This window comes from uncultured Algoriphagus sp. (assembly GCF_963974835.1).
Lineage (GTDB): Bacteria > Bacteroidota > Bacteroidia > Cytophagales > Cyclobacteriaceae > Algoriphagus.
Genome location: NZ_CAXBET010000021.1, coordinates 1 through 25,289 on the forward strand (window position 1 = coordinate 1; position 25,289 = coordinate 25,289).

The following is a 25,289-nucleotide window of genomic DNA, read 5'->3' on the forward strand; positions in this document are numbered from 1 at the left end:
AGAGTAGGTCGCCGCCTCATTTATTCCAAAGCCAGCTTTAAACAGCTGGCTTTTTTGCGTTTAAGACTATCCTGTATACCCTAACAAACCTCACTCAACCCAAAGCAAAAAGTATCTAGAGTGGCCTTAATAATTTAAAGTCTTGTGAGGTTAATCCTAAATGGCTTTTACTCTATTCAAGAATATTATATAGTCTCTGTTTAGACTAGGTGTGAGATTCTTGTCCACCTCCTTTATAGGTCGTAGGTAAATTGTTTCTTGAATAATTAGGTGGATAGTATTTTATAAAGCTTTCTTATTCCCAAATCCCAAACTGTCCGAAGTGATGCTTAAAGTGTTTTGGATGGAACTTTTTCCACTCTGAATATTCAATTTCCCGAATCTTGGATGTACAAGGCAGGCGTCAGGGGTTGAATTAAAAAATGTATTATAACCAATTAAATTCTCAATGAGTTGTTTTTTTGCTTCATCTAAGCTACTGTTTCTTAACGGGAGTAATTCTCCTGGATTCATATTAGGAGCTAAAATAACCTCGTGGAAATTCCCATAGCAGAATCTAATAGAGCTCTCTTTTGAAATAACTGTTTTTCATTTGGATCAAATTCTGGAATCTTTATTCTGCCGTAGGATATCTTAACTGTAAGCGTAAGATGCTCTAGTATATGTTATGATGTCACTATCCCGAATTTTACCTCAGTATAAACCATAGGCTATTAAGGGCTTCTCTAACGATCTTATCTACTCTCAGATTATTTAAGTTATAGGAATAAAAAAAGCGCTTGAAGGTCTCAAGCGCTTTTTGGTGATTATCGATCTATAGATATTAACTGCCGCACATTTCACAATTATCTGGATCATCCAGAGAACATGCAATTGCATCTTGTTTTTGAGATTTAACTTCAACTATTTCTTGCTGAGCTTTGTCGACTTTTGGCTCAAATCCTGTCTTATCAAGTGTGAACTTAATAGCCGCTGTAGCCGCTTGGGATCTTAGGTAGTACATGCCAGTTTTTAGACCTTTTTTCCAAGCATAGAAATGCATAGATGTCAACTTGCCGAAGTTAGGATCCTGCATGAATACATTCATACTTTGAGACTGACAGATATACGCACCTCTATCAGCAGCCATGTCGATGATGATCTTCTGAGAAATCTCCCAAACAGTTTTGTAAATATCTTTGATGTGCTGAGGAATACCTGGTACGTTTTGTACAGAACCGTTAGTAGATATCAAGCGATTTCTCATTGTATCATCCCAAAGGCCAAGTGCAATCAAATCTTTCATCAAGTGCTTATTCACAATAATGAACTCGCCTGATAAGGTTCTTCTAGTGTAGATATTAGAAGTGTAAGGCTCGAAGCACTCATTGTTACCCAAGATTTGAGAAGTAGAAGCTGTAGGCATTGGAGCCATCAACAGCGAGTTTCTCATACCGTATTTCTTGATCTTCTCTTTTACCTCAGCCCAATTCCATCTTCCGGACTTTGGCTTCACACCCCAAAGGTCAAACTGTAGCTCACCTTTTGAAGCTGGAGATCCTTCATAAGTCTCGTATGTACCTTGAACTTTTGCTAGCTCCATAGAAGTTTCTACCGCAGCAAAATACATGGTTTCGAAAATATCCTCATTCAATCCTTTAGCTTCTGGAGAATCGAAAGGCATACGAAGCATAATAAATGCATCAGCAAGACCTTGTATTCCTAGACCAATTGGACGATGCCGGAAGTTAGATCTTCTCGCTTCTTCAACTGGGTAGTAGTTCACATCAATTACCTTGTTAAGGTTTTTAGTGGCCACTTTGGTGATTTCATATAGTTTCTGATGGTCAAAGAATAATTTTCCATCAGGTCCTTGAGTCACAAATTTTGGAAGCGCAATAGAAGCCAAATTACAAACAGCTACTTCATCTGGAGCAGTGTACTCAATGATCTCTGTACAAAGGTTAGAAGACTTGATCGTTCCAAGGTTCTTCTGGTTTGATTTACCATTGGCTGCATCTTTATAAAGCATGTATGGAGTACCTGTCTCGATTTGAGATTCTAATACTTCGAACCAAAGCTCTTGTGCTTTGATAGTCTCACGTGCCTTACCTTCTCTCTCGTACTTTTCATAAAGTCTCTCGAACTCTTCTCCATGGCACTCAGAAAGTCCTGGTGCCTCGTGTGGACAGAAAAGTGACCACTCTAGGTTTTGCTCAACGCGCTTCATGAAAAGATCTGGAATCCAAAGTGCATAGAACAAATCTCTAGCTCTCATCTCTTCCTTACCATGATTTCTCTTCAGCTCCAAGAAATCCTTGATATCTGCATGCCAAGGTTCTAAGTAAATAGCAAAGCTGCCTTTTCTTTTCCCTCCACCTTGATCCACATAGCGGGCTGTCATGTCAAAGTTTCTCAGCATTGGTACAATACCATTAGAAACTCCATTTGTACCCTTAATGTAGGAGCCTTTAGCTCTCACATGGTGAATAGAAAGACCAATACCTCCAGCAGACTGGGAGATCTTCGCACATTGCTTTAACGTGTCATAGATCCCATCTATACTGTCATCTTTCATTGTAAGAAGGAAGCATGACGAAAGCTGGGGTTTCGGAGTACCAGCATTGAAAAGGGTAGGAGTAGCGTGTGTGAACCACTTTTCAGAAAGAAGGTTGTAAGTCTCGATTACTGACTCCATGTCCTCTTTGTGGATCCCAACGGCCACTCTCATCAACATATGCTGAGGACGTTCTACTACTTTACCATTCAAACGGATCAAGTAACTTCTCTCCAAGGTTTTGAATCCAAAATAATCATACCCAAAATCCCTTTTGTAATCGATTGCCGCATCTAGTTTTGCTGCGTTATTCTTAATGATGCCATATACCTCAGGATCTAGCAAAGCTGCATTTTCATCAGTCTTTGGATTAACGTGGGTATAGAGCCTTTTCATGGTATTTGAAAAAGACTGACTGGTAGTTTTATGAAGGTTTGAGATAGCGATCCTTGCTGCCAAGATTGCATAGTCTGGGTGCTTTACAGTAAGTGAAGCACACACTTCAGCGGCCAAGTTATCTAGCTCTGTAGTAGATACTCCATCATATAGCCCATCAATTACCTTTTTGGCAACGTCGATCGGCTGAATAAATCTTGGATCGAGCTCATAGCAAAGGTTCTCGATTCTGGTTGTGATTTTATCGAATCGTACTGATTCTCTCCTTCCGTCTCTTTTTAATACTAGCATTTCTTATTTGGGATTTTTAGGTTGATAAAAAAGTTTGGGTTATTAGAAGTCTTCACCAATGGAGAACCTTGGTGAATCATCAGACCCTTCATTAGATTTCATAACTCCGGCTTTTTGATAATCACCAACTCTTTTTTCAAAGAAGTTGGTTTTACCCTGAAGCGAAATCATATCCATGAAATCAAATGGATTCGTACTGTTCCAGATTTTTTCACATTCTAATTCCGCTAAAAGTCTATCAGCAACAAACTCAATGTATTGACACATCAAATCAGAATTCATACCGATTAATCTTACCGGCAGCGCATCAGTGACAAATTCTTTTTCGATCTCTACAGCATCTTTGATGATTTCCCTTACCGTTTCTTTTGGTAATTGATTGTTTAAATGCTGGGTATATAGGTGACAGGCAAAATCGCAATGCAATCCTTCGTCACGGGAAATCAATTCATTGGAGAAAGTAAGGCCCGGCATCAAGCCTCTCTTCTTGAGCCAGAAAATGGAGCAAAATGAGCCGGAGAAGAAAATACCCTCTACAGCTGCAAAAGCGATCAGACGCTCCTGGAAATTTCCATTGTCAATCCATCTCAAAGCCCAATCAGCCTTTTTCTTCACACAGTCAATATGCTCAATCGCATTGAGTAATTTATCGCGTTCGACAGCATCTTTTATATACGTATCAATAAGTAGGCTGTATGTTTCAGAGTGAATGTTTTCCATCGCAATCTGAAAACCGTAGAAAAATTTAGCCTCTGTATACTGAACCTCGGCTACAAAGTGCTCAGCTAGGTTTTCGTTTACGATTCCATCACTGGCAGCGAAAAATGCTAGAACGTGTGAGATGAAATGACGCTCACCATCGTTCAAAGCTTTCCAATCCACCATATCTTGTCCTAAGTCAATCTCCTCGGCAGTCCAAAAGCTAGCTTCTGCTTTCTTATAATATTGCCAGATGTCATTGTGCTGGATCGGAAATAAAACAAAGCGATTCTTATTCTCTTCTAATATTGGTTCGTACTGCATGCCTATAGATTTTTTTAAGCGTATTTAATTTGCTCTTTTTGAGACTTAACCCGCGGCGGGGATAAGAAAGGCTGCCTTTTCAGAACAGCCTTAGAACAAATATGTAGATCAAAATTGGGAAATAAAACAAGTGGAGTGGCAGTTTATAATGATTTCTGAACAATAGTCAATAAATTTATAAATATTTATTTATAAGTTATTTATACAACTCTATATGCATCTTTGGATTAATCAAATGGGCTGTTTTTGAGGGTTTGAAATAATTTGAAATAAATCCAAAAAACATTTTCAACCAAAATTCAAGCTGATAATTGAATAAAGTTCAAGTATTTGATGTTTCAAAAAATGCTTTTCAATATTTTGAACGTCAGTATGTTGCCCGAAATTCAGGTATTATTTTCCAAATGATTTTAGTTTAAAATTGTCTTTTATCAGGGAATTATTAAGGCGATTTTTAGAAAAATTTGAGAATGGAGCATAAGTAGGATTTCCCATGTCAATAATATTTTGAAAGCCTGTTTTTTTGTTCCAATCAACTTTCCTATATTTGCACTCCGATTTCAAAAGAATCAAGAAATATGTACGCAATTGTAAACATCGCAGGTAAGCAGTTCAAAGTAACAAAAGATCAGTTCGTCTATGCTCCAAAGCTAGACTTAGAAACTGGCGCTTCCGTGGAATTCGACCAGGTACTATTAGCAGAAGCTGATGGATCTGTGTCCGTAGGAGCTCCCCTTTTAAAAGGAGCATTGGTATCTGGGAAAGTCCTAGATCATGTAAAAGGTGATAAAGTCATCGTCTTCAAAAAGAAGCGTCGTAAGGGCTACAAGAAGAAGAACGGTCATAGACAAGACTTCACTAAAGTATTGATAGAAACAATTTCACTCTAAGTTTTCTTTTCGAAGACTATAAAAGAATATAACCATGGCACATAAGAAAGGCGTCGGTAGTTCCAGAAACGGTAGAGACTCACAATCCAAGAGATTGGGTGTTAAGAAATTTGGTGGCGAAGTAGTGATCGCTGGTAATATCATCGTAAGACAAAGAGGTACTAAGCATCACCCAGGTGAGAATGTGGGACTTGGTAAAGATCATACCTTGTTCGCCACATCTGATGGAGTAGTTACCTTCAGAAAGAAGTTTGATGGCAGATCATACGTGAGCGTATTGCCAGCAGAAGCTTAAGTTAAGCAACCAACCAACTCGAAAGCTCCTTCATCCGAAGGAGCTTTTTTTATGCTTTTTTTAAACAACAGTGAGCATATCTTAAGTTTTAATCTACTCTTAATATCTTATTGGTTATAGAACCTGCTTAGTCTAAATCTCAATGGATCTTTCAGATTGCTATTCATTAAGAGTTTTTATTCATTTGCCAAGTTCAAACTGAGCAATTTTTTTAAGCCACCCATTGACATAAAAAAGCCCGACTAATACAATATCAGACGGACAGTTGGGATAATGTTTAGATTTAAAAAGGTCTGTAGCTCAATACCTGATCTATAAATGTTGTCGCACTTTCGGGAGAAATAACTAGAATAAATACTATCCCAAAAATTGCTCCGAACAGGTGTGCATCATGATTGATCGCATCGTCTTGGTTTTTTCCTTTGAAATAAGAGTAGAGGAGAAAAAGCACACCTAAAATAAACCCAGGAAGGCAAAGTATTCCGAATAAGCAAATATCTGAAAGCGGAAGAATAATGATACTTGCGAAGACTGTAGCCGCTGTTCCGCCTGAAGCGCCTAGCGCTCTGTAATAGCTATTGTCTTTATTCTTTAAATAAGTAGGTATATCTGAAATGATGATGCCTAAGAGATAGAACAGGATATACACTGCTCCTCCCATTACTACTCCGAACTTGTATGCAAGTATTCGCTCAACCACTCCTCCAAAGAAGTAAAAGGTGAACATGTTGAAGAAAAGGTGGATGTAGTCTTTATGGATAAATCCAGAAGTAATGAATCGATCCCACTGTCCATTTCTCTTGATTTTGTAAGGAATGAACATGCAGCGCTCCATGAATGCTGCATTATTGATCCCATAAAAACTGCTAATTGCTGTGATAATAATCAGGACAATTGTAATTGATAATTCCATTTATTTTTCTCTGTGAATTAAGTCCTGAGTGATTTTTTTAAGTTCAAGGAAATAGTCTGCGTTTTTGAAATGTATTGCTTCGTACTGGGCAAACCCAGCTTCGAAATAGGAATTCATTTTGACTTCAGCTATCGCTTTGATGCCAATCTTTTCATATATCGCTCTAACTGCTTTTACCTTTTCTTCTTTGTCGAAATCCTTTTGAGCGATCCAAAAATTTAATTCTTCAGCATCTTCGCCCTTTGCCAGCTCCAAGGCTTTGATCAAAAGGAAGGTCTTTTTATTGGAGATGATATCTCCACCCACCTGCTTACCAAATTTGGCTTGATCAGCAAAGACATCTAGTAGGTCGTCTTTCAGCTGAAAGCCAACACCGATGTTAACCCCAAAATCATACAATTTTTGAGCATCTCCTTTTTCTGCTCCTGCAAGTAAGGCCCCCATTTGCAACGCAAATCCAAGAAGCACGGCCGTTTTCAAGCGAATCATATTTAAGTATTCGTCCTCGTTAACAGACGCTAAGGATTCGAAATTCATATCGAATTGCTGTCCTTCACATACCTCAGCTGCTGTTTTGTTGAATAGCCTAATGACATGTCCAAGTTTGTCGGCATCTGTAGGTAGGAGCAGATCGTAAGCTTTCACCAGCATCACATCACCTGAAAGAATGGCAACGTTTTTATCCCATTTCACATGAACGGCGTCTTTTCCTCTTCTCAAGGGTGCGTCGTCCATGATATCGTCATGCATCAGGGTGAAGTTGTGAAAAACTTCTACCGCCGCTGCCTGGCTAAGAATGGCTTCTGGGTTAGTCTTGTAGATGCCATAAGCCAATAAACTAAGCAAAGGACGGATTCTCTTTCCGTCTAAGCTTAGGATGTAAGTTATTGGTTCATAAAGTTCTCTGGGTGATTTCCCTATTCCGGCATCTGTCGGAAATTCATTCTGGATATAATTCTCCAGCTTACCTAACAACGCGTGCGCGTGGCTTTTTTCTGTCATTATCTGCAAATTCCAAATCTATCGTTCTACGGTCAATATCAGTGTTAACTACTCTGACCTTCACTTTGTCGCCCAAAGTGATCATTTTTTTTGTTTTAGAGCCAATCAAACGCATGTTTTTCTGATCGAAATCGTAGTAATCGTCATCCATGTCCTGGACACGGATCATGCCTTCACACTTGGTTTCTGTGATTTCTACAAAAACACCCCACTCCGTGACTCCAGCTACAATTCCCTCGTAATCTTTGTCTTCAGCAAGAGACATGAACTCTACTTGCTTGTATTTGATGGAGGCTCTTTCAGCATCTGCGGCGCGTTTTTCACGCTCGGAAGAATGCACACATTTTTGCTCCCAGTCTTCTGCATCCGGAGATTTCCCATTATCAAGATATAACTCGAGTAGCCTATGCACCATCATATCCGGATATCTACGGATAGGAGAGGTAAAGTGCGAATAGTGTGCGAATGCGAGTCCAAAGTGCCCTTTTGGCTCAGTGGTGTATTTGGCTTTAGCCATACTGCGAATCGCCAATTGTTCGAGAACATTTTGCTCAGGTTTACCCTGAATCTCCTCCATTAATTTGTTTAGCGCAGTGGAGATAGTTCTCTCATTCTCGATTTCGAACTCATGACCAAATCGCTTCGCAAAGCCAGAGAATGTATCCAGACGCTCCATGTCCGGAGAATCATGCGTACGATAAACAAAGGTGTCCTTTCCTTTATTCTTATTGAAAATGAATTCCGCAACGTATTTGTTTGCCAAGAGCATAAACTCTTCAATAAGCTTATGGATGTCTTTTCGCTCTTTGATCATCAAGCCAAGTGGTGTGCCTTTTTCATCTAGCTTAAATTTGACTTCTACTGTTTCAAAGTTGACAGCTCCATGCTTGAATCTACGCTGACGGATTTTCTTTGCCATGACATTTAGCAAAGTCAATTCCTCAAAGTAGTCGCCAGATTGAGTGTCAATATTTTCCTGCGCATCTTCATAGGCATATCTTCTATCCGAGTGGATGACAGTTCTACCAATCCAATGCTTTTTCACATTTGCTTCATCATCGACTTCGAATACACAGGCAAAGGTCAATTTGTCTTCATGAGGTCGAAGTGAACAAAGTCCATTACTCAATCGCTCAGGAAGCATAGGAATGGTTCTATCTACTAAGTAAACAGAAGTAGCTCTATTATAAGCCTCTTTTTCTAAAGCCGTTTTTGGTTGGACGTAGTGAGTAACATCTGCGATGTGAACACCAATTTCATGATTACCATTTTCCAGTTTTCTATAGGAAATAGCATCATCAAAATCCTTAGCATCTGCCGGATCAATGGTGAAAGTCAATACATCTCTGAAATCCTTTCTTTTCTTGATTTCTTTGGCAGTGATCTTCTCTGAAATTGCCTCAGCTTCTTTCTCTGGTTCCTCTGGATACTCGAATGGTAATCCGAATTCAGCCATGATGGAATGTATTTCCACTTCATGTTCACCTGCTTTTCCAAGGACACGTGTCACTTCACCGGTTGGATTTTTATCACCTTCTCTCCACTCGGTGAGTTTTACTACTACTTTTTCACCATGCTGAGCACCGTGCAAATCTCCTCTATGAACGAAGATGTCCTTGTGCATTTTCTTAAAGTCAGGAACTATAAATGCAAAACGAGGTGATATTTCCACTCGGCCTACAAATTCGTCTCTGCTTCTTTGTACAACTTCCAGTACTTTACCTTCTACTCGACCGGTTTTTCCTTTGAGAGGATAGACCATCACACGGACTTTGTCACCATCGAGCGCTTGTTTCATATCAGCCTCTTTGACCAAAATATCTCCATCTACCTTCTCGGGGTCGAGTGGTACGATAAAAGCAAATCTAGGATTTACAAAGTCCACGATTCCTTCGATAAACTCAGGATCTTGGGTGGATGAGTAATAATTTCTTGGATTTCGAGAAACTGAACCTGCTTCGACTAATTTACTTAGTACAGGCTCGACGCCACCTTTAGTAAGGGCATCTCTGATTTCGAGTTTCTTAATAATCTGCTTGGAGTTAAATTCCTCTCCAAAATGTGCATCTAAAAATTGAAGGATGCGACGTGCCAAGCTGGCTGCGTCTGTTTGCTTTCCACCTCTATTTTTAGTGGTGTTTTTCTTGTTAGATTTTCTTCCCATGTTTTGGGTTGTTGATTAGGGTTAAGGTAAAAAGATTTATGTCCCTGCGCCCATTAATCTTTGTGATCTTTTGTTGAATTTTCTAAATGGATGATTTCTATTTCTAAGTCATCCGATTGCGGATGCATAGCCATATATACTCGAGCTGTGACTTCCACATCTCTCAGGCAATATTTTTTGATTTTTTCTACGTCTTTTTCCAGATGAAAAGTAGTGTTGACCTGACTTCCGTCAAGATCATCTTTTGAAGATGGAATTCCAAAAACTGAAGCTAAAAGCTCCAAGCGGGTGTAGTGTTTATAGTCTCCAAACTTCCAAAGTTCCATCGTATCAAGATGGCGAACTTCCCAGGGCTTTTTCCCTGAGATCTGTAAAGGCTCCGGCAAAGCTACTCCATTGATTAGCATTCTACGGCAGAGGTATGGAAAATCAAATTCCTTACCGTTGTGAGCGCAAAGAATCCATTTTTTCTTCTCTAACAAAGCATTAAACTCCAAAAGAAGTTCCCGTTCATCTTCATGTGCGTAACATTTCGATCTGAACGCCAGTTTTTTGTCCTTCTTTTTCCATTGGAAATAGCCAACTCCAACACACACTACTTGCCCAAATTCGGCATGAATTCCTGCTCGATCAAAGTACAAGTCTCCAGGATCATGAATGCCATCATCCGTGTGAATTAGCCGTTCTTTTTTAAGCCATTCACCTTGAATTCGCTCGGGCAGTTCTTCGAATTTTTCAGTTAACGAAGCAGTCTCTATATCTAGAAACAGGATATCATTCAATTGATCAAAAAAATCTGCCATAAGCGGTTATTATGCGTGGAGAACTCCTTCCAGGCCAATTTCGGGAATCATCTTTATGAATCCAGGATCGAAACTGCCTGAAGTAAAGATAAACTTTTTATCAAAAATCTGATCCATTATGTAGTAACTCACCCAAAACTCATTGTTTAAAACAAATACTGCTGGATCTATGGGTTCTACTTTGGCTACTGATTGCTCACCAAGCTCTTCCAGCATATGGCGAAGTGTGGATGTCTTTTTTACTTCCCCATTTATTTCGCCATACCCTTTTGAAGTAATCATCACATTTCTCAACTCGATTAAATTTAAGTTGATAATGTAAACGGCCCATTCAGTTCCTGTGGCTGTTTCTTCCTTTGCTATCGCCAGCTTTACTCCAGTCACAGGACTGAAATCTATGTCTTTCTTCATATTTCTTCTATACTCTCCATTTCAAATAATTCGATCAAATGCTGCTTCACTCGACCTTTGACTTCTTGCATTTCCACAGGTCGGCCAAGCTCCAGATGAAGGGAGGTGACAGCTTTGTCATCGATGCCACATGGGATGATGTGTCCAAAATAGCTGATGTCGGTGTTGACGTTGAACGCGAAACCATGCATAGTCACCCAGCGACTAGACTTTACGCCCATTGCGCAGATTTTTCTTGGGTTTTTCTGTTCCAAATGATCAATCCAAACCCCTGTTAACCCATCGATTCTTCCCGCTTCTATTCCGTAATCCGCCAACGTCAAAATGATTGCTTCTTCCAGAAATCTTAGGTATTTGTGAATGTCAGTGAAGAAATTATCCAAGTCTAAAATCGGATAGCCCACTAATTGTCCAGGGCCATGATAGGTAATGTCTCCGCCACGATTGATTTTATAATACAGTGCTTGGTGCTTTTCCAGCCCTTTTTCATCCAAAAGTAGGTTCTCTTCTTTGCCACTTTTTCCCAGCGTATAGACATGTGGGTGTTCTACAAATAGTATGTAGTTTTTACTTGGTGCTTGGTCGGCTGGGGGCAAAGGACGATTGCTGATTTTCAGCGCTACAGTTTCAGCAAAGAGTTTTTCCTGATAGCCCCAAGATTGCTGATAATCCAGCTTTCCCAGGTCTCGGAATTCTACTTTTTTATTGATAATTTCATTCATTCGGCTAGTCCCGAGGGATTTACTTTTCAACTGAACTCAAAACGAGTTCGTTCATTGATTTTTCAAAATTAAACAAATATCCAAGATGGCTGAGCACAACGATTCCGGAAAACTAGCAGAGCAATTAGCCGCGGACTGGCTGGTGGGTAATGGGTATGAATTAATAGGTCGAAATTACAGATTTGGCCATGCCGAGATAGATTTGATTGTAAAGCATCGTGGACTGTTAATTTTTGTTGAAGTAAAGTTTAGATCAGGTACTGGCTTTGGATTTGCTGAGGAGTTTGTCGATTCGGTTAAACGTAAATTGCTTATAAAAGCTGCGGATCATTACATTTTTGAAAATGATTGGCATCAGGATATCCGCTTTGATATAATAGGCGTTTACAAAGACCGAACAGGTAAAATCAATTTTAGGCATTTTGAAGATGCTTTTTATTAAACAACACCCCAATTAAATTTTAAAATAGAAATTATGAAAAAAGTAACAGTGACTTTCATTTTTGCCTTAATGGCAATGGTAACTTTTGCGCAGGATGCAAAAAAAGATCAGAGAATTGAGGAAGACGCGATAGAAGCAAAAACTGATTTTCTGGAAGACGATCCTAGTATGGAGAGTTTTTTTGACTCATCCTATGGTTATATTATTTTGCCAAATGTAGGTAAAGGAGGATTTGGTGTCGGTGGAGCGGCTGGAAACGGAGTGGCTTACCAAGGTGGAAACAAAGTCGGGTATGCGAAAATGACTCAAGTTACCATAGGTTTTCAGGCAGGTGGTCAAGCTTATTCCGAAATTGTTTTCTTCGAAAATAAGGAAGCATTTGATCGATTTAAAAACAGTAAAGTGGAAATGTCTGCTCAGGTTTCCGCAGTCGCTGCAGCTTCTGGAGCTTCCTTAAATGCAAAGTATGTAGATGGAGTAGCAGTATTTACCCGCACCAAAGGCGGATTAATGTATGAAGCCTCAGTAGGAGGTCAGCAGTTCAAATTCAGAGAGAATTAAGATTTAATTGTCTTTTCGATACACCAGATTTCCGTCCTTATCCCATTCAGCACGAATGTAAGGGCGGAAATTTTTTGTATAAGCAGTTTCCTGATATTGGATTTCCCGTTTTCTGACAGCTTTTGTATTGTTATAATCCCAGTATTCTGTCCAGAGCCCAACTTTTTCTCCGTATTGATATTCTCCGGTTACAGCTACTTGTTTATCCTCATAGAAGTAAAAGTAATTTCCTTCTTCCAACCCATACTGAACAGGAATTATCTCCTGGATGGTTTTTGAGGATTGATCAAAATATCGAGTTCGTGATTCCCGTGGCCAGCCAGCTTCAAAGTGATTTTTATCTTGAAGCACATTATTTCCATCGTATAGCATCCATGTTTTGTGCTTGGTGCCATAGTAAAACATGCCACTTTCCACTACTTCCTCATTGACCACACGTTCGTAAGGTCCATGAAGGAGATAACCTTTCCCTGCTTTATAATCTTTGCTTTTGATGTTGCGCTCTTGAGTGTCAAACCAATATACATCTCTGATATAAGGGTCTTGTCGTCTTTCTTCATCAGTGAAATTAAAATATTCTGAGATCTGCTGCCCACGAATTTCCTGGCGGGTATACCCTTTACGGGTCTTAATTCCAAACCATTCATTTTTGCGTGCTTTCTTCTTTTTCTCCTTTTTTTCTTCCTTCTCTTTTGAGTCATCAAAAAGCAGCAATGGCACAGTCGTAGGAAGTAACCTGGAGTTTACCACACCACTGGAATCGGGATCTGACTTGGTTTCGGATTCTTCATTTTGTGCAAAGGAAACCCTGTTACAAAGAAGGAGAAATAGAAAACTGATATAAAATCGACTCATTATATATAAAAACGCAATTTACTTCGGTGTATTTTATCCAAAAATAACATTTCGGGATCAAATCCAGAGTATTGTTTAGATTTTATAATCTTCTCTTTACTTTTGTGGAATTTGTAAAAAAATCTCTCAAACAATGAATTCTATTTTATCAGACCGGATAATCAATATGGAGGAATCAGCCACTCTTGCCATGGCAAAAAAAGCAAGAGAGCTGAAATCGCAAGGAATTGACATCATCGGCCTTAGTTTAGGTGAGCCTGACTTCAAAACTCCAAAGCATATCCAAGTGGCTGCAAAAGATGCAATCGACGAAGGAAAGTACTTTTCATATCCTCCCGTAGCAGGTTACCAGGATCTGAGAGAAGCTATCGCAAAGAAGCTTCGTGAAGAAAATGAAATCGCTGAAGCTAAAGCTGAAAATGTAGTTGTTTCAACCGGAGCGAAGCATTCCATTGCCAATGTATTTATGTGCATGATCAATGAAGGTGATGAAGTAGTTATTTTCTCTCCATACTGGGTGAGTTATGCCGAAATCATCAAGTTGGCAGGCGGAGTTCCCGTATTGATCGAAGGTACTTTGGAAAACAACTTCAAGGCTACTGCTGCTCAATTGGAGGCTGCAATCACTCCAAAGACTAAAGGTGTTATCTATTCTTCTCCATGTAATCCTACTGGATCAGTATTCAGCAAGCAGGAACTAGAAGCTATCGCTGATGTGGTGAAAAAGCATGAAAACGTCATGGTGATCGCTGATGAGATCTATGAGAAAATCAACTTTGCTGGTAGAAATTACAGCATCGCATCATTCCCAGGAATGTTCGAAAGAACAATTACCGTGAATGGATTTTCAAAAGGTTATGCAATGACCGGCTGGAGAGTTGGTTATATCTGTGCGCCTGTTTGGATGGCAAAAGCAGTGGAGAAAATTCAAGGTCAGTTCACTTCTGGAGGCACAGGTATTGCTCAAAGAGCTGCTTTAGCTGGTATTTCTGGTGATCAGACTCCAACTACTGAAATGGCTGATGCTTATTTAAGAAGAAGAGGTTTGGTATTGGATTTACTTCGTGATATTCCTGGTATCAAAACGCACGTGCCAGAGGGAGCGTTCTATTTCTTCCCAGATGTGACTGCTTTCTTTGGCAAGTCAGCTAAAGGACACGATGTGAAAGATGCAGATGATCTTTGTCTTTACCTTTTAGCTGAAGCTCATGTTTCTTTAGTAACTGGAGCAGCATTTGGAGCTCGGGATTGTATCAGACTTTCTTATGCAGCTTCCGACGAGGAGCTGGTAGATGCTCTTGGCAGAATGAAAAAAGCCCTAGGCGAATTAGCTTAATAAAAACAACTCTTTACCCCGGCAATAGTCGGGGTTATTTTTTGCCTAACCAGAAAGACTTATTTTTGGGAAAAATTACCCTATGGCTGAAGTTATCGTTATCACTCCTGTAAAGAATTCTCTAGAGACAACCTTAGATACGGCAAGAGCAATTGCTGATTCCTCAGTAGGTGTGAAGCATATCATTTTTAATGACTTTAGTACTGAAGAGACAAAAGCTGGTTTAGAGCAATACAAGTCAGAGATAGGATACGAACTGATCCATCTGGAAGATCATACAGATCATCCTTCGCCTAATTACAAATTGGTACTTCAGATGGCCCAGAAGATGGCAAATGAAGCTCAATTGCCCTTACTGGTTATAGAATCAGACGTGGTAGTAAAGTCAAACACAATTGCGGATTTGCTGAATTTTCAAAAATCAACACCCAAATCTGGACTAGTTGGATCTGTGACTGTTGATGAAAAAGGTGTGGTTAATTTTCCATACCTGAAATTCAAAGGCGTGAAAGATTCAGTGATTGATACTTCCAGAAGTTTAAGCTTTTGCTGCACACTTTTTTCCAATGATTTTCTCAAAGCCTATGATTTCATGGGATTGGATGAAGCCAAAGATTGGTACGATACTTTTATTTCCAAAAAGTCAATTGAACTGGGTTTTAAAAATAATGTACTCATGAATGCGCCGGTCTGGCACAGGCCACATGCGAGTAGACCATGGAAGCAATTGAAGTACAGCAATCCGCTGAAATACTATTTTCTGAAATTCTGGAAGGGGATGGATAAAATCTAATCAGAGTTTGCCTAAAAGTTTCATTAATGTATTATATGGTTTTGACCAAGTTCGTTGAAAGCGTAAGGGGCCATTAAGTTCTCTTTCGAAAAAATCCATATGCTTGGCATTTAAATAGGCGAGTCTCTCAATTTTCTTTTGGTGTGTTGCTGTCTTCTTTCGCTTGCTTGTAGGAGTTAATCTATAGAAATATCCAAGGAAAGGTAACTGAACAACATCCCCTCCATTTTTTAACATTTTAATCCAAAACTCCCAATCTTCCCTTCCCATAGTCATATCCTCAGAGAATCCACCAACTTCCAGTGCATCCTTTTTCCAAAAAAAAGTAGCCGGGAAAATCATATTATCTCTAGCAAGCTGGTATCTGCTGAACGGTTTCAGATTCCATTTTTTCTGTCCTTTTTGATCAAATTTAATTCCTTGGCAATAGACAACCCTTACTTCGGGTTTGGAAGTCATGACCTTTACTGCTTCTTCTATATAGTTGGGAGCAATCAAGTCATCGCCGTCCAGAGGTAAAATTATTTCACCTTTTGCATTGTTGATGCCGTTGTTTCTAGCCACTGAAACTCCCCCGTTTGGCTGATCCAACACTCTTATTTCAGAGTGTTCCTTAGCAAGTTTTTGAGCTACTTCAAGTGAATTATCTGTAGATCCATCATTTATTATTAAAATTTCAATGGGCCTGTAGGATGATTGAAGCGCATTTTCAACAGTCTCCCTCAGGTATTTCGCCTGATTGTAACAAGGTGTCACTATAGAGACTAGTGGTGCTTTCATTTTCACTTTATCCATTCTTACCAAAATTACAATTCTAAGGTAACTTTTAATTTATAAACTTAAATTCCTAAGGTAATACACATAAAGTACTTTTCAGTTTTGCATTTGAAAAATACATATTGCTTTTGATTCTTTGCGGGGAGATGGATATACATATACTATTAAAATTCTTTAATAACTGCTAATTATTTGCATTCGCAGCTAATGGAGATGCTTAGTATAATTTTGTAGACTTTGATTTTGTGTTGAAAAAATAAGAAAAATGAATATAAGTTTGTTTAAACGGTTGTAATTCATACCTTTAAGTAGGTGATTAAACAACTTTTCTGTATTATTTAATTTTTTCAAGTTCGGATTATTACTCCAATCCATTTTTAAGACTCAACCTGTTTCAAGAAAATCCGGATTTCGGTCCGGATTTTTTTTTGAGAATTTTTTAGTGAACTTTCGGGATGTGTATACTAACATCAACATGATCAGAGGAAAGGTTTTTATAAGCTTAATCGTATTTCTCTTCTGTAATCATGCCTTTTCACAGAATCCGAAATTTCAATACGATTCTAACTATGTGGAAAACTCAAGAGATGTCATTTCTTCCAGGCTTTTTTTTAGTAAAAAATATACACGACTGGTTGCTCACGCACATGATTCAGATGAGCGATACACATTAATACCTAATACAGGGTTGAAAATGGGGATTGGCTTTACCTATCAGGATTTGACCATCAACGCTTCATTTCCTATGAGATTTCTTTATCCGGATAGAGAAAGTAACTGGCCGGGAAATTTGGATTTGCAGTCACATATCTATGCGCCGAAGATCATTGTTGATTTCTTTGGACAATTCTACAATGGATATAAGATAAAAGCTGAAAATCGGATCCACTCCGAGGAGGATTACCTAAGGAAAGACTTGCGTCAAATTACTTTGGGACTAAATATGAATTACCTATTTTTTGGCGATAAAATGTCCATAGCAGCTGCTTGGAACCAGTCGTCCATCCAAAAAAAATCTGCCTATTCCCCATTTATAGGTTTTGAAGGATATGGCGGTAATATGCGAGGTGATTCTCTACTGTTGCCTTCCAGTCCAGAGACTGAATTGATCAATTTTGACAGAGCTAGTTATTTTATGGCTGGACCTAATGCAGGATTGGCTGGGACGTTGGTATTTTGGAAAAGCTTCTATTTGACTGGTGTAGCTTCTGCAAACTTGAGTTTAGGGTATACTAAATGGAGGAATGAGGAGGAATATAAAAAATGGGGTGGGGCCCCTACCTATTATTTGCGTGGTTTTTTTGGATATAATGGTCCACGTTTCGCCATCACAACAAGCTATATATTAAAAAACTTAAATTTGATTAAGGGTGGACCGTATCATCAAGCTGTAAATACCGGCGACTATAGGATTAATTTTATTTATAAAATCTACGCAGGAAAGAGCTTCAAGAAGAAATTTAATAAAATTAATCCTGTACGAATACTGATTAAGGATTAACGATTTCTAGGTTGGACTCCCTTCCATATTTATTTTTAGTTTTGAGTGCATAACAAACCCAAATTCAATGGCAGATCAATTCCATATTCAAGAATCCTTAAAAAGTCTTGGTATTCAATCTGAAAACCTGGGAACATCCACTGGTGTCAACTGGATTGATTCAGGTGAATGTTCAATTCCGTCCTTTTCTCCGGCAGATGGTGAACTGATAGGAAAGGTACAGTCTACAAATAAGGAAGCTTACGCAAATGTGATCTCACAGGCGCAAATTGCCTTTGAAAGCTGGAGACTTGTTCCTGCCCCCCAGCGGGGAGAAATCGTAAGGGAAATTGGAAATGCTTTAAGGGAGAAGAAGTCAGATTTGGGTAAGCTAGTATCCTATGAAATGGGGAAATCTTACCAGGAAGGTTTGGGAGAGGTGCAGGAGATGATCGATATATGTGATTTTGCAGTTGGACTTTCTAGGCAGCTATATGGTTTGACTATGCATTCCGAGCGTCCCGGTCACCGGATGTATGAACAGTGGCATCCTTTGGGAATTATCGGGATTATCTCAGCATTTAATTTTCCTGTTGCCGTATGGTCCTGGAATGCTGCTTTGGCTTGGGTATGTGGAGATGTCTGTGTATGGAAACCTTCGGAAAAAGCTCCTCTTTCAGGTATTGCCTGTCAGAAAATAGCTGGTAAAATTTTCGAAAAGCATGGAATGCCTGAAGGGATATGTTCTTTGGTAAATGGAGATTATAAGGTAGGAGAGTTTATGTCCAATGATTCGAGACTTCCACTCATTTCAGCGACGGGCTCCACGCGGATGGGTAAATTAGTGGGTGAATCGGTAGGAAGAAGATTGGGAAGATCTTTATTGGAATTGGGAGGTAACAATGCAATTATCATTACAGAAAATGCCGATATGGACATGGCCATTCGAGGCGCTTTATTTGGTGCCGTGGGTACAGCTGGTCAGCGCTGTACGAGTACTCGGAGATTGATAATCCATGAAAATGTATATGAGGAAGTAAAGTCGAGGTTGGCGGCAGCTTACAGCAAGCTTGTGATTGGTAATCCACTAGACGAAAAAAACCACGTAGGTCCGGTGATAGATATAGATGCTGTCAAGATGTATCTGGTAGCCATAGAAAAAGTGGAAGCCGAAGGAGGAAAGGTAGTAGTGCAGGGCGGTGTTTTGGAAGGGGAAGGGTATGAATCTGGTTGCTATGTGAAGCCAGCGGTTTATGAAGCAGAAAATCATTATGAGATTGTGCAACATGAGACTTTCGCCCCTATCCTTTATTTAATGAAATATAAAAAGATAAATGAAGCCATAGCGATACAAAATGGAGTTCCTCAAGGTTTATCCTCAGCAATTATGACTACCGATATGAGAGAAGCAGAGGCTTTCCTTTCTGTCTCAGGATCTGATTGTGGAATAGCTAACGTAAATATTGGTACTTCAGGGGCAGAAATCGGTGGTGCTTTCGGAGGAGAAAAGGAAACAGGAGGGGGCCGTGAGTCAGGTTCTGATGCCTGGAAAGCTTATATGCGCAGGCAAACGAATACCATAAATTATTCAACAACTTTACCCTTGGCACAGGGCATTAAGTTCGACATTTGATTATAAATAGTTTTTTGCAATGCCTATGAGCAAAAAATGAAGAATTTAATATGGTGATATTAATAAATAGTATTCCTTCTATATTTGGCTTGAACTCACCAATATCTTTTGACCAAATTAACCATGCGGCTTGAATCCCCTAAAGCGTCTTTAATTATTTCTGTTTATAAAGATGTTCATTTTTTAGAGCAAGTTATGAAGTCCGTCGAATTGCAGACATGGAGGGAATTTGAGGTGATAATTTCTGAAGATGGAGATAATCCGGAGATGAAGGAATATTTGCAGCATTTAAATTCCACTTTTCCTATACAGCATCTTACGCAGGAAGATTTAGGCTGGAGAAAAAACAGGGCACTTAATCGTGCAATCAAATCAGCTAAAGCTGAGTGGCTCGTTTTCATAGATGGAGATTGCCTACTTCACCCGCGGTTTATGGAGTTTCATTTTAAACTTTCTGATAAAAATTCCATTCTGGGAGGAAAGAGGATAAAATTGGACGAGAATACATCTTTAGACCTAATTGAGGGTAAGATTCCAATAGGTAAAATGAATCATGTCATAATTAAGAAATTTCGGGAAATTTCCAGAAACGGGGGCCAATTTCTAGAGGAGGGTATTTTTATAGAACCTACAGGTATTTTGGGATTCATTCCTAAGATGAGGAAAATGAGAAATTTGAAAGGCTGCAATATGTCATTTCATAGGTCAGCGATTGACGCAATAAATGGGTTTAATGAGGAATATAAAAAGCCTGCAGTAGGGGAAGATATTGATTTGGTATGGAGGTTTGAGGGGTTAGGATATCGGTTGATTTCCTTGAGGAATTTAGCGGTTCAGTATCATTTATTCCATAAAGAATGTTGGATAGAGCAGGAGGAAAATCTGGAAATCATGAAGAGAAATCAAAAAGTTCAAAGATTTGTCTGTAAAGATGGACTTAAAAAGAAATAGATTATGAAGAGAATATTCGAAAAAATGTCACGTGAACTAATTTAGTACAAGGTCAATAACTCACCTTTTTCCTAATGAATATAGATTTTGAGTTTGATAGATTTTGATGAGTAAATTAATTGGGAAAATATTTAATAAATATTCCGTCTCATTTTCAATAAATTACTGATGTTGTTGACAAATCTATTTGCTTAAGAGAAAATAGAAATTACCTTTGCATTCCCTTACGAACGGAAAGGGACACAAAGATGGGAGTTTAGCTCAGTTGGTTCAGAGCATCTGCCTTACAAGCAGAGGGTCGGGGGTTCGAATCCCTCAACTCCCACACCTTACACTATTACTCTAGTAAGAGTGGACATAATTCTTGGGAGTTTAGCTCAGCTGGTTCAGAGCATCTGCCTTACAAGCAGAGGGTCGGGGGTTCGAATCCCTCAACTCCCACATTCAATCCCGATATTTTCGGGATTTTTTTTTTGCTCAAAAAAAGACTGCTTCAATTTTTTTGAAGCAGTCTTTTATCATTTCAAGCCTCAAAAGCTTTACTCCAAATTCAACATAAAGCCAGCTCTAAACCAACGTCCTGGCATCTGTACTGTTCCGGCTTCCATGTAGTCTGTATTGGTAATATTGGATGCTTCTGCAAAGAACCCGATTTTACCGGTTCTATTGAAGTCCACCCGCATATCCAGAAGGAAATAAGGATCCTGATTCATGCGTTCCACATTTCTTATCTTGGTGTTCCATTCCAGCTTTTGGCCAATTCCAAGTAATACTCCTCCGATCAATTGATTTTTCAAAGCTGTCAGCGCATAGCGAGTTTCGATCCCTGGCTGATTAATAAGGTCTGCATTGATGTAATTATATGAAATCATCAATTCTTTTACCTGCACGATTCTCCCATTTGGACTTACCCGATAATAAAGTGATGCCTCAATTCCATTGAATTTAACTTCGCTGAAATTTTGTGGTTGCCAAGGTGTATCTGCATCCGGTCTGGTCCATTCGATTAAGTTATCTGTGCTTCTGTTGAAATAAACAAGTTCTGAGAATAGACCAGATTTAGACCATTTTGCTCCAATTTCGAAGTTTTGGGCTTGCTCAGGAACAAGTTGATCATTCCCAATATTAGTTGGTCCAACGTAATATAGGTCATTGTAGGTAGGGATACGGTAGCTGATCCCATAGCCAGAGTAAAGCCTAAGGTCAGTTGTAGCTTGAAAACCAAGTTCAGCGCCAGGGAAATGCTTCCCGCCGTATTCAGAGTAATAATTGGAATAAACTCCGGCACGCAAATCAACTTTAGACCCAAAATTTACCATTTGTTCCAAAAAGATTCCAGTTAAAACCCGGTCACGATTTCCAAGAGTGGTGCTCTCAATAGCTTCCTTTCTAGTTTCTGCACCAAAGCCAGTTGTGCCAAGTTTTGTTTTAAAATTTCCATTCGTCTCTAGAGCGTAAACATCAGTTGTATGGAAGTTTTGGTAGAATTCAGGCTCATTCCTTTTAAGTAAATATTCGTCTTGATTTCTTCGGAAATATCCCCGGGTGTTAAGATAGAAGTTGTCTAATGTAAGTGTATGACTAAAAGAGGCAAGTGTAGTCTGCACACTTTCCCACTGGTCAGGAAAGGAACTGGAGTAAAAGCCATTAGCACCAAAGCTTCTATCTGTATAGGCGAGCATGCCTTTCAGCTTATTTTTCTCATTAATGTCCAATCCTCCCTCATAAAATATATTGCTTACCTGATAGTCGGAATTGTACCAATGTCCATTGGAATCATCATAGGATACAGCTAGATTTTGCTTGTAGATTCCCACCGGAAGTGAGCCAGCAAAGTTGATTCCTTTCATTCCAAAATCACCTGCATAGCCTTGGACTCTTGCATAACTTTTATCGCTCAGTTCAGTAATTACATTTATTGCACCAGCATAGGCGTTTTGACCAAAAACCCGTGAAGCAGGCCCTTTTAAAACTTCCACTCTATCTATATTGACCAACGGCACAGGGATGTTCATCATATGATGCCCAGTTTGTGGATCACTGAGTTTGATGCCGTTGAGAAGCATAAGAGTTTGCTCAAATGAGCCTCCCCGTATACTAATATCCGATTGCACGCCAGAGACACCTCTTTGCCGAACATCCACTCCTGGTACAAAGGATAATACTTCTGCTAGACTTCTGGCAGGCGCAGTCTCTATCTGACGCTTGCTGATTAGAGAGATGTTTCGGCTCTGTTTGGAGAAAGGAAGTTGGATCCTGTTTTCCTGGATCAAAACTTCTCCCAAATTCTGGGTGGTGGTGTCTGTTTGGGCATTTACGCTGAAACAAAATGCTAATGAAGACACAAGGAGTACTAGTTTTTGCATGGTTTGATCGTAAATAGTACCCAAAAGTCGACTGAAAATATCCTTTTTCCAATAATGGAATATTTCTAAAAATTCATTACAGAGGCGAATCTCATGTAAAATATAAAGGAGGTTAGAAGAGCAATTCTTACTTTTGAAACTAAATCAAACAATTGATATGCGCAGGAAAATTATAGTTAAGCTGCTTTTTGCCGGGGCTATGCTCGCAGGAATCAGCAATTCTTTTGCTCAAGAAGTAAAAGAGAACAACCAGGAACAATTTGGAGAATTCATCAACCGAAAAGGTACTTATACAAGATCTGCTTCAGGTAAGCCCAATCTAGGATACTGGCAAAACAAAGCTGATTACCAGATTGCAGTCGCATTGGATGATTCCACTCATACTCTTTCAGGAAATATTACGCTTACTTACACCAATAATAGTCCTGAATCGCTCGATTTCATCTGGATGCAGATGGAGCAAAATAGATTTAAAGAGGATTCCCGTGGTACGTTGACCACCCCGATTCAGGGTAATAGATATAATGGAGATATGGATGGCGGTTTTGAGGTGACTAATCTTCAGGCTAAAGTTGGTTCGAAAGGATCCGTTTCATCCAAGTACATTGATTCTGATACTAGAATGCAAGTTTGGTTTAATGAGCCAATACCAGCAAAAGGTGGAACAGCTACTGTCTCTATGGACTTCTCTTTCAAAGTTCCAGTAGAAGGAATGGATAGAATGGGAAGACTTGAAGTGGAAGACGGTTGGATCTATGCTTTCGCTCAGTGGTATCCTAAAGTTGCAGTATTCGATGATATAGAAGGTTGGAACGTGGAACCTTACTTGGGAGCTGGAGAATTTTACCTAGAGTATGGTGATTTTGATTATAAAGTGACTGTGCCTTATGACCACATCGTAGTAGGTTCTGGAGAGCTTTTGAATCCTAAAGAAGTCTTGAGCAAAGAACTTCAAACTCGCTATGCTAAAGCAAAAGATAGCGATAGTACCGTAATGATGATTACTGCCGAGGAGCTTGGGAATACTGAATTGACAAGACCGAAGCAAGAAGGAACTGTGACTTGGCACTTTGCCATCCAAAATAGCCGTGATGTGGCTTTTGCTACTTCCAAAGCGTTTATTTGGGATGCTGCAAAAATCAATCTTCCTAGTGGAAAGAAAATATTGGCACAATCCGTTTATCCAAAAGAATCAGATGGACAAGAAGCTTGGTCTAGATCTACAGAATATAGCAAAGCCTCTATTGAATATTATTCTGAGAAATGGTTTGAATTCCCTTATGCTACTGCGACAAATGTTGCAGCCGATATAAACGGGATGGAATATCCAGGCTTAAACTTCTGTAGCTATAATTCAAAAGGTGAAGACCTTTGGGGTGTGACTGACCATGAATTTGGTCACAACTGGTTCCCAATGATTGTGGGTACCAACGAGCGTCGCTATGCTTGGATGGACGAAGGGTTTAATACTTTCATTAATCATTACAGCACTATGGCCTTCAATGATGGCGAATATCCTTCAAATCTGAATGAAACTCGTAGATATGCAAATTTCTTCACGAGCGAGACAAGAGAGGGGATAGATACTTATCCGGATGTTGTGAATATTAGTAATTTGGGAATGCTAGCGTATAATAAGCCTGCAATGGGACTGTTGATGCTACGTGAATATATTTTAGGACGTGAGAGATTCGATAATGCGTTCAAATCATACATCAAGACTTGGGCATATAAGCATCCACAGCCTACAGATTTCTTTAATCATATTGAAAATGTAGGTGGAGAAAACCTTTCTTGGTTTTGGCAAGGATGGTTTTACGGAACGGGTAATATTGACTTGGGCGTAAATGCTGTCATTCCTTATGCTGGCAATTATGTGGTTGTGCTAGCAAACAAAGGAGATATGCCGATGCCAGTATTGATGGAAATAGCGTTTGAAGATGGTACTACTGAACGCAAAATGCTTCCTGTAGAAATTTGGGAAAGAGGAGATACTTGGAATTATTTGTTGAAAACTGAAAAGAAAGTGAAGTCAGTAGTTATTGATCCTGATAAGCTTCTTCCAGACGTGAACCTTGGAAACGATAGCTGGCCTCAAGCTTTGTACGAGGATAAATAACCAATAAAAAAACCCGGAATTTCATCCGGGTTTTTTGTTTTGATTTTTTTGTGAAACTATCAAATTCAATAATCATCGTTGATTTCCAGCCAAAGCCCGTCAGGATCCTGAATGTAAATCTGGCGAATTCCATCTACTCTTACGGTTATCTTTCCCTTCTCTCCAACCCAACTTTCAAAAGGATAATTTGAATCCTCAAGTGTTTTGATAAAAGCATCCATATCCTTCATGCTGAAGCACAAGTGATTTACTTTGGATATTTGGGTTGGGGTATTTGGCGCTTCGATAATATGTAGCGCAGCTCCTCCTCCGATATCGTACCAAGCATGGACTCCATCTTTGAAAGGTTCTTCGATCTCTTCCAAGCCAACTATTTTCTGGTAAAACTCCTTGCTGGAACCAAGATTACTGACATGAACTGCGATGTGATTTACTTTGATTTGGGCAAACGTGCTCATGGTAATTCCTACTAATAAAAATGTGAATAAAACTTTCATAGGCCTTTGGATCTGTAGTGTGATTTTGTAAGC

The 25,289-nt window shown here is 39.3% G+C and carries 22 protein-coding genes and 2 tRNA genes; 12 read left to right on the forward strand and 12 right to left on the reverse strand.

The features are described 5' to 3' along the window. Window positions 1-823 precede the first annotated feature (823 nt). Both AACZ73_RS21880 and AACZ73_RS21885 read right to left on the reverse strand, forming a co-directional pair. Window positions 824-3,223: a ribonucleoside-diphosphate reductase subunit alpha gene (locus AACZ73_RS21880; protein WP_339881036.1), complete on the reverse strand. Its 2,400-nt coding sequence runs from the start codon at window positions 3,221-3,223 to the stop codon at window positions 824-826. A 42-nt stretch (window positions 3,224-3,265) separates the two neighbouring features. Then, window positions 3,266-4,246, reverse strand: coding sequence for a ribonucleotide-diphosphate reductase subunit beta (locus AACZ73_RS21885; RefSeq protein ID WP_339881038.1), 981 nt, complete (start codon window positions 4,244-4,246; stop codon window positions 3,266-3,268). 578 nt (window positions 4,247-4,824) lie between these two features. Here AACZ73_RS21885 and rplU point away from each other — a divergent pair. Beyond that, a complete protein-coding gene (gene rplU / locus AACZ73_RS21890) occupies window positions 4,825-5,136 on the forward strand; it encodes a 50S ribosomal protein L21 (protein WP_339881040.1) in 312 nt (103 codons plus the stop codon). A gap of 34 nt (window positions 5,137-5,170) precedes the next feature. Continuing rightward, entirely contained in the window at window positions 5,171-5,431 is a 261-nt protein-coding gene (gene rpmA, locus AACZ73_RS21895) for a 50S ribosomal protein L27 (protein WP_111613356.1), read from the forward strand. Between the two features lie 283 nt (window positions 5,432-5,714). Here rpmA and AACZ73_RS21900 read toward each other — a convergent pair whose 3' ends face one another. The 6 genes from AACZ73_RS21900 to lipB are packed head-to-tail and all read right to left on the reverse strand — an operon-like array spanning window position 5,715 to window position 11,446. Further along, window positions 5,715-6,344: a rhomboid family intramembrane serine protease gene (locus AACZ73_RS21900; RefSeq protein WP_339881043.1), complete on the reverse strand. Its 630-nt coding sequence runs from the start codon at window positions 6,342-6,344 to the stop codon at window positions 5,715-5,717. After that, the gene (locus AACZ73_RS21905; RefSeq protein ID WP_339881045.1) at window positions 6,345-7,346 is read right to left on the reverse strand and encodes a polyprenyl synthetase family protein; all 1,002 of its coding nucleotides are present in this window, start codon (window positions 7,344-7,346) and stop codon (window positions 6,345-6,347) included. Further along, window positions 7,309-9,510 (reverse strand): ribonuclease R, encoded by a 2,202-nt coding sequence (rnr, locus tag AACZ73_RS21910; RefSeq protein ID WP_339881047.1) that lies wholly within the window; start codon window positions 9,508-9,510, stop codon window positions 7,309-7,311. Before rnr ends, AACZ73_RS21905 begins: the two co-directional genes overlap by 38 nt. Window positions 9,511-9,563: 53 nt before the next feature. Beyond that, entirely contained in the window at window positions 9,564-10,313 is a 750-nt protein-coding gene (locus tag AACZ73_RS21915) for a 3'-5' exonuclease (RefSeq protein ID WP_339881048.1), read from the reverse strand. A gap of 9 nt (window positions 10,314-10,322) precedes the next feature. Beyond that, entirely contained in the window at window positions 10,323-10,724 is a 402-nt protein-coding gene (locus AACZ73_RS21920) for a hypothetical protein (RefSeq protein WP_339881050.1), read from the reverse strand. Continuing rightward, a complete protein-coding gene (gene lipB, locus AACZ73_RS21925) occupies window positions 10,721-11,446 on the reverse strand; it encodes a lipoyl(octanoyl) transferase LipB (RefSeq protein ID WP_339881052.1) in 726 nt (241 codons plus the stop codon). The genes AACZ73_RS21920 and lipB overlap by 4 nt, the downstream gene beginning before the upstream one ends. A gap of 85 nt (window positions 11,447-11,531) precedes the next feature. On the opposite strand from lipB, the gene AACZ73_RS21930 reads away from it, so the two are divergent. Both AACZ73_RS21930 and AACZ73_RS21935 read left to right on the forward strand, forming a co-directional pair. Further along, the gene (locus tag AACZ73_RS21930) at window positions 11,532-11,888 is read left to right on the forward strand and encodes a YraN family protein (RefSeq protein ID WP_339881054.1); all 357 of its coding nucleotides are present in this window, start codon (window positions 11,532-11,534) and stop codon (window positions 11,886-11,888) included. Window positions 11,889-11,921: 33 nt separating this feature from the next. Next, window positions 11,922-12,449, forward strand: coding sequence for a YSC84-related protein (locus AACZ73_RS21935; RefSeq protein ID WP_339881056.1), 528 nt, complete (start codon window positions 11,922-11,924; stop codon window positions 12,447-12,449). A gap of 3 nt (window positions 12,450-12,452) precedes the next feature. On the opposite strand, the gene AACZ73_RS21940 is transcribed toward AACZ73_RS21935, so the two are convergent. Beyond that, window positions 12,453-13,304 carry a hypothetical protein gene (locus AACZ73_RS21940; protein ID WP_339881058.1) on the reverse strand — a complete coding sequence of 284 codons (852 nt, stop codon included), beginning with the start codon at window positions 13,302-13,304 and terminating at the stop codon, window positions 12,453-12,455. A gap of 133 nt (window positions 13,305-13,437) precedes the next feature. Between AACZ73_RS21940 and AACZ73_RS21945 the strand changes: the two genes are divergently transcribed. Together AACZ73_RS21945 and AACZ73_RS21950 are read left to right on the forward strand one after the other, a co-directional pair. Beyond that, a complete protein-coding gene (locus AACZ73_RS21945) occupies window positions 13,438-14,640 on the forward strand; it encodes a pyridoxal phosphate-dependent aminotransferase (RefSeq protein ID WP_339881060.1) in 1,203 nt (400 codons plus the stop codon). A gap of 82 nt (window positions 14,641-14,722) precedes the next feature. Then, window positions 14,723-15,433, forward strand: a complete 711-nt coding sequence (locus AACZ73_RS21950) for a glycosyltransferase (RefSeq protein WP_339881062.1) — start codon at window positions 14,723-14,725, stop codon at window positions 15,431-15,433. On the opposite strand, the gene AACZ73_RS21955 is transcribed toward AACZ73_RS21950, so the two are convergent. Next, the gene (locus tag AACZ73_RS21955; RefSeq protein ID WP_339881064.1) at window positions 15,434-16,228 is read right to left on the reverse strand and encodes a glycosyltransferase family A protein; all 795 of its coding nucleotides are present in this window, start codon (window positions 16,226-16,228) and stop codon (window positions 15,434-15,436) included. 457 nt (window positions 16,229-16,685) lie between these two features. Between AACZ73_RS21955 and AACZ73_RS21960 the strand changes: the two genes are divergently transcribed. The 5 genes from AACZ73_RS21960 (at window position 16,686) to AACZ73_RS21980 (ending at window position 20,715) form a co-directional block, all read left to right on the forward strand. Then, window positions 16,686-17,711 carry a DUF4421 family protein gene (locus tag AACZ73_RS21960; protein WP_339881066.1) on the forward strand — a complete coding sequence of 342 codons (1,026 nt, stop codon included), beginning with the start codon at window positions 16,686-16,688 and terminating at the stop codon, window positions 17,709-17,711. 67 nt (window positions 17,712-17,778) lie between these two features. Next, window positions 17,779-19,323: an aldehyde dehydrogenase family protein gene (locus tag AACZ73_RS21965; protein ID WP_339881068.1), complete on the forward strand. Its 1,545-nt coding sequence runs from the start codon at window positions 17,779-17,781 to the stop codon at window positions 19,321-19,323. Window positions 19,324-19,446: 123 nt separating this feature from the next. Then, entirely contained in the window at window positions 19,447-20,274 is an 828-nt protein-coding gene (locus AACZ73_RS21970; RefSeq protein WP_339881070.1) for a glycosyltransferase, read from the forward strand. Between the two features lie 250 nt (window positions 20,275-20,524). After that, window positions 20,525-20,599, forward strand: a tRNA-Val gene (locus AACZ73_RS21975). Between the two features lie 41 nt (window positions 20,600-20,640). Beyond that, window positions 20,641-20,715 (forward strand) — tRNA-Val (locus tag AACZ73_RS21980). A gap of 98 nt (window positions 20,716-20,813) precedes the next feature. Here AACZ73_RS21980 and AACZ73_RS21985 read toward each other — a convergent pair. After that, a complete protein-coding gene (locus AACZ73_RS21985) occupies window positions 20,814-22,640 on the reverse strand; it encodes a TonB-dependent receptor (RefSeq protein WP_339881072.1) in 1,827 nt (608 codons plus the stop codon). A 157-nt stretch (window positions 22,641-22,797) separates the two neighbouring features. On the opposite strand from AACZ73_RS21985, the gene AACZ73_RS21990 reads away from it, so the two are divergent. Then, entirely contained in the window at window positions 22,798-24,759 is a 1,962-nt protein-coding gene (locus tag AACZ73_RS21990; protein ID WP_339881074.1) for a M1 family metallopeptidase, read from the forward strand. A 65-nt stretch (window positions 24,760-24,824) separates the two neighbouring features. Here the strand turns inward: AACZ73_RS21990 and AACZ73_RS21995 are convergent, their stop codons facing one another. Next, window positions 24,825-25,256, reverse strand: coding sequence for a VOC family protein (locus AACZ73_RS21995; RefSeq protein WP_339881075.1), 432 nt, complete (start codon window positions 25,254-25,256; stop codon window positions 24,825-24,827). Between the last annotated feature and the right edge of the window lie 33 nt (window positions 25,257-25,289).

Excerpts from the sequence above, each read along its gene's own strand:
- AACZ73_RS21880 (WP_339881036.1), bottom strand. The coding sequence starts at position 3,223 with ATGCTAGTATTAAAAAGAGACGGAAGGAGAGAATCAGTACGATTCGAT.
- AACZ73_RS21885 (WP_339881038.1), bottom strand. The coding sequence starts at position 4,246 with ATGCAGTACGAACCAATATTAGAAGAGAATAAGAATCGCTTTGTTTTA.
- rplU (WP_339881040.1), top strand. The coding sequence starts at position 4,825 with ATGTACGCAATTGTAAACATCGCAGGTAAGCAGTTCAAAGTAACAAAA.
- rpmA (WP_111613356.1), top strand. The coding sequence starts at position 5,171 with ATGGCACATAAGAAAGGCGTCGGTAGTTCCAGAAACGGTAGAGACTCA.
- AACZ73_RS21900 (WP_339881043.1), bottom strand. The coding sequence starts at position 6,344 with ATGGAATTATCAATTACAATTGTCCTGATTATTATCACAGCAATTAGC.
- AACZ73_RS21905 (WP_339881045.1), bottom strand. The coding sequence starts at position 7,346 with ATGACAGAAAAAAGCCACGCGCACGCGTTGTTAGGTAAGCTGGAGAAT.
- rnr (WP_339881047.1), bottom strand. The coding sequence starts at position 9,510 with ATGGGAAGAAAATCTAACAAGAAAAACACCACTAAAAATAGAGGTGGA.
- AACZ73_RS21915 (WP_339881048.1), bottom strand. The coding sequence starts at position 10,313 with ATGGCAGATTTTTTTGATCAATTGAATGATATCCTGTTTCTAGATATA.
- AACZ73_RS21920 (WP_339881050.1), bottom strand. The coding sequence starts at position 10,724 with ATGAAGAAAGACATAGATTTCAGTCCTGTGACTGGAGTAAAGCTGGCG.
- lipB (WP_339881052.1), bottom strand. The coding sequence starts at position 11,446 with ATGAATGAAATTATCAATAAAAAAGTAGAATTCCGAGACCTGGGAAAG.
- AACZ73_RS21930 (WP_339881054.1), top strand. The coding sequence starts at position 11,532 with ATGGCTGAGCACAACGATTCCGGAAAACTAGCAGAGCAATTAGCCGCG.
- AACZ73_RS21935 (WP_339881056.1), top strand. The coding sequence starts at position 11,922 with ATGAAAAAAGTAACAGTGACTTTCATTTTTGCCTTAATGGCAATGGTA.
- AACZ73_RS21940 (WP_339881058.1), bottom strand. The coding sequence starts at position 13,304 with ATGAGTCGATTTTATATCAGTTTTCTATTTCTCCTTCTTTGTAACAGG.
- AACZ73_RS21945 (WP_339881060.1), top strand. The coding sequence starts at position 13,438 with ATGAATTCTATTTTATCAGACCGGATAATCAATATGGAGGAATCAGCC.
- AACZ73_RS21950 (WP_339881062.1), top strand. The coding sequence starts at position 14,723 with ATGGCTGAAGTTATCGTTATCACTCCTGTAAAGAATTCTCTAGAGACA.
- AACZ73_RS21955 (WP_339881064.1), bottom strand. The coding sequence starts at position 16,228 with ATGGATAAAGTGAAAATGAAAGCACCACTAGTCTCTATAGTGACACCT.
- AACZ73_RS21960 (WP_339881066.1), top strand. The coding sequence starts at position 16,686 with ATGATCAGAGGAAAGGTTTTTATAAGCTTAATCGTATTTCTCTTCTGT.
- AACZ73_RS21965 (WP_339881068.1), top strand. The coding sequence starts at position 17,779 with ATGGCAGATCAATTCCATATTCAAGAATCCTTAAAAAGTCTTGGTATT.
- AACZ73_RS21970 (WP_339881070.1), top strand. The coding sequence starts at position 19,447 with ATGCGGCTTGAATCCCCTAAAGCGTCTTTAATTATTTCTGTTTATAAA.
- AACZ73_RS21985 (WP_339881072.1), bottom strand. The coding sequence starts at position 22,640 with ATGCAAAAACTAGTACTCCTTGTGTCTTCATTAGCATTTTGTTTCAGC.
- AACZ73_RS21990 (WP_339881074.1), top strand. The coding sequence starts at position 22,798 with ATGCGCAGGAAAATTATAGTTAAGCTGCTTTTTGCCGGGGCTATGCTC.
- AACZ73_RS21995 (WP_339881075.1), bottom strand. The coding sequence starts at position 25,256 with ATGAAAGTTTTATTCACATTTTTATTAGTAGGAATTACCATGAGCACG.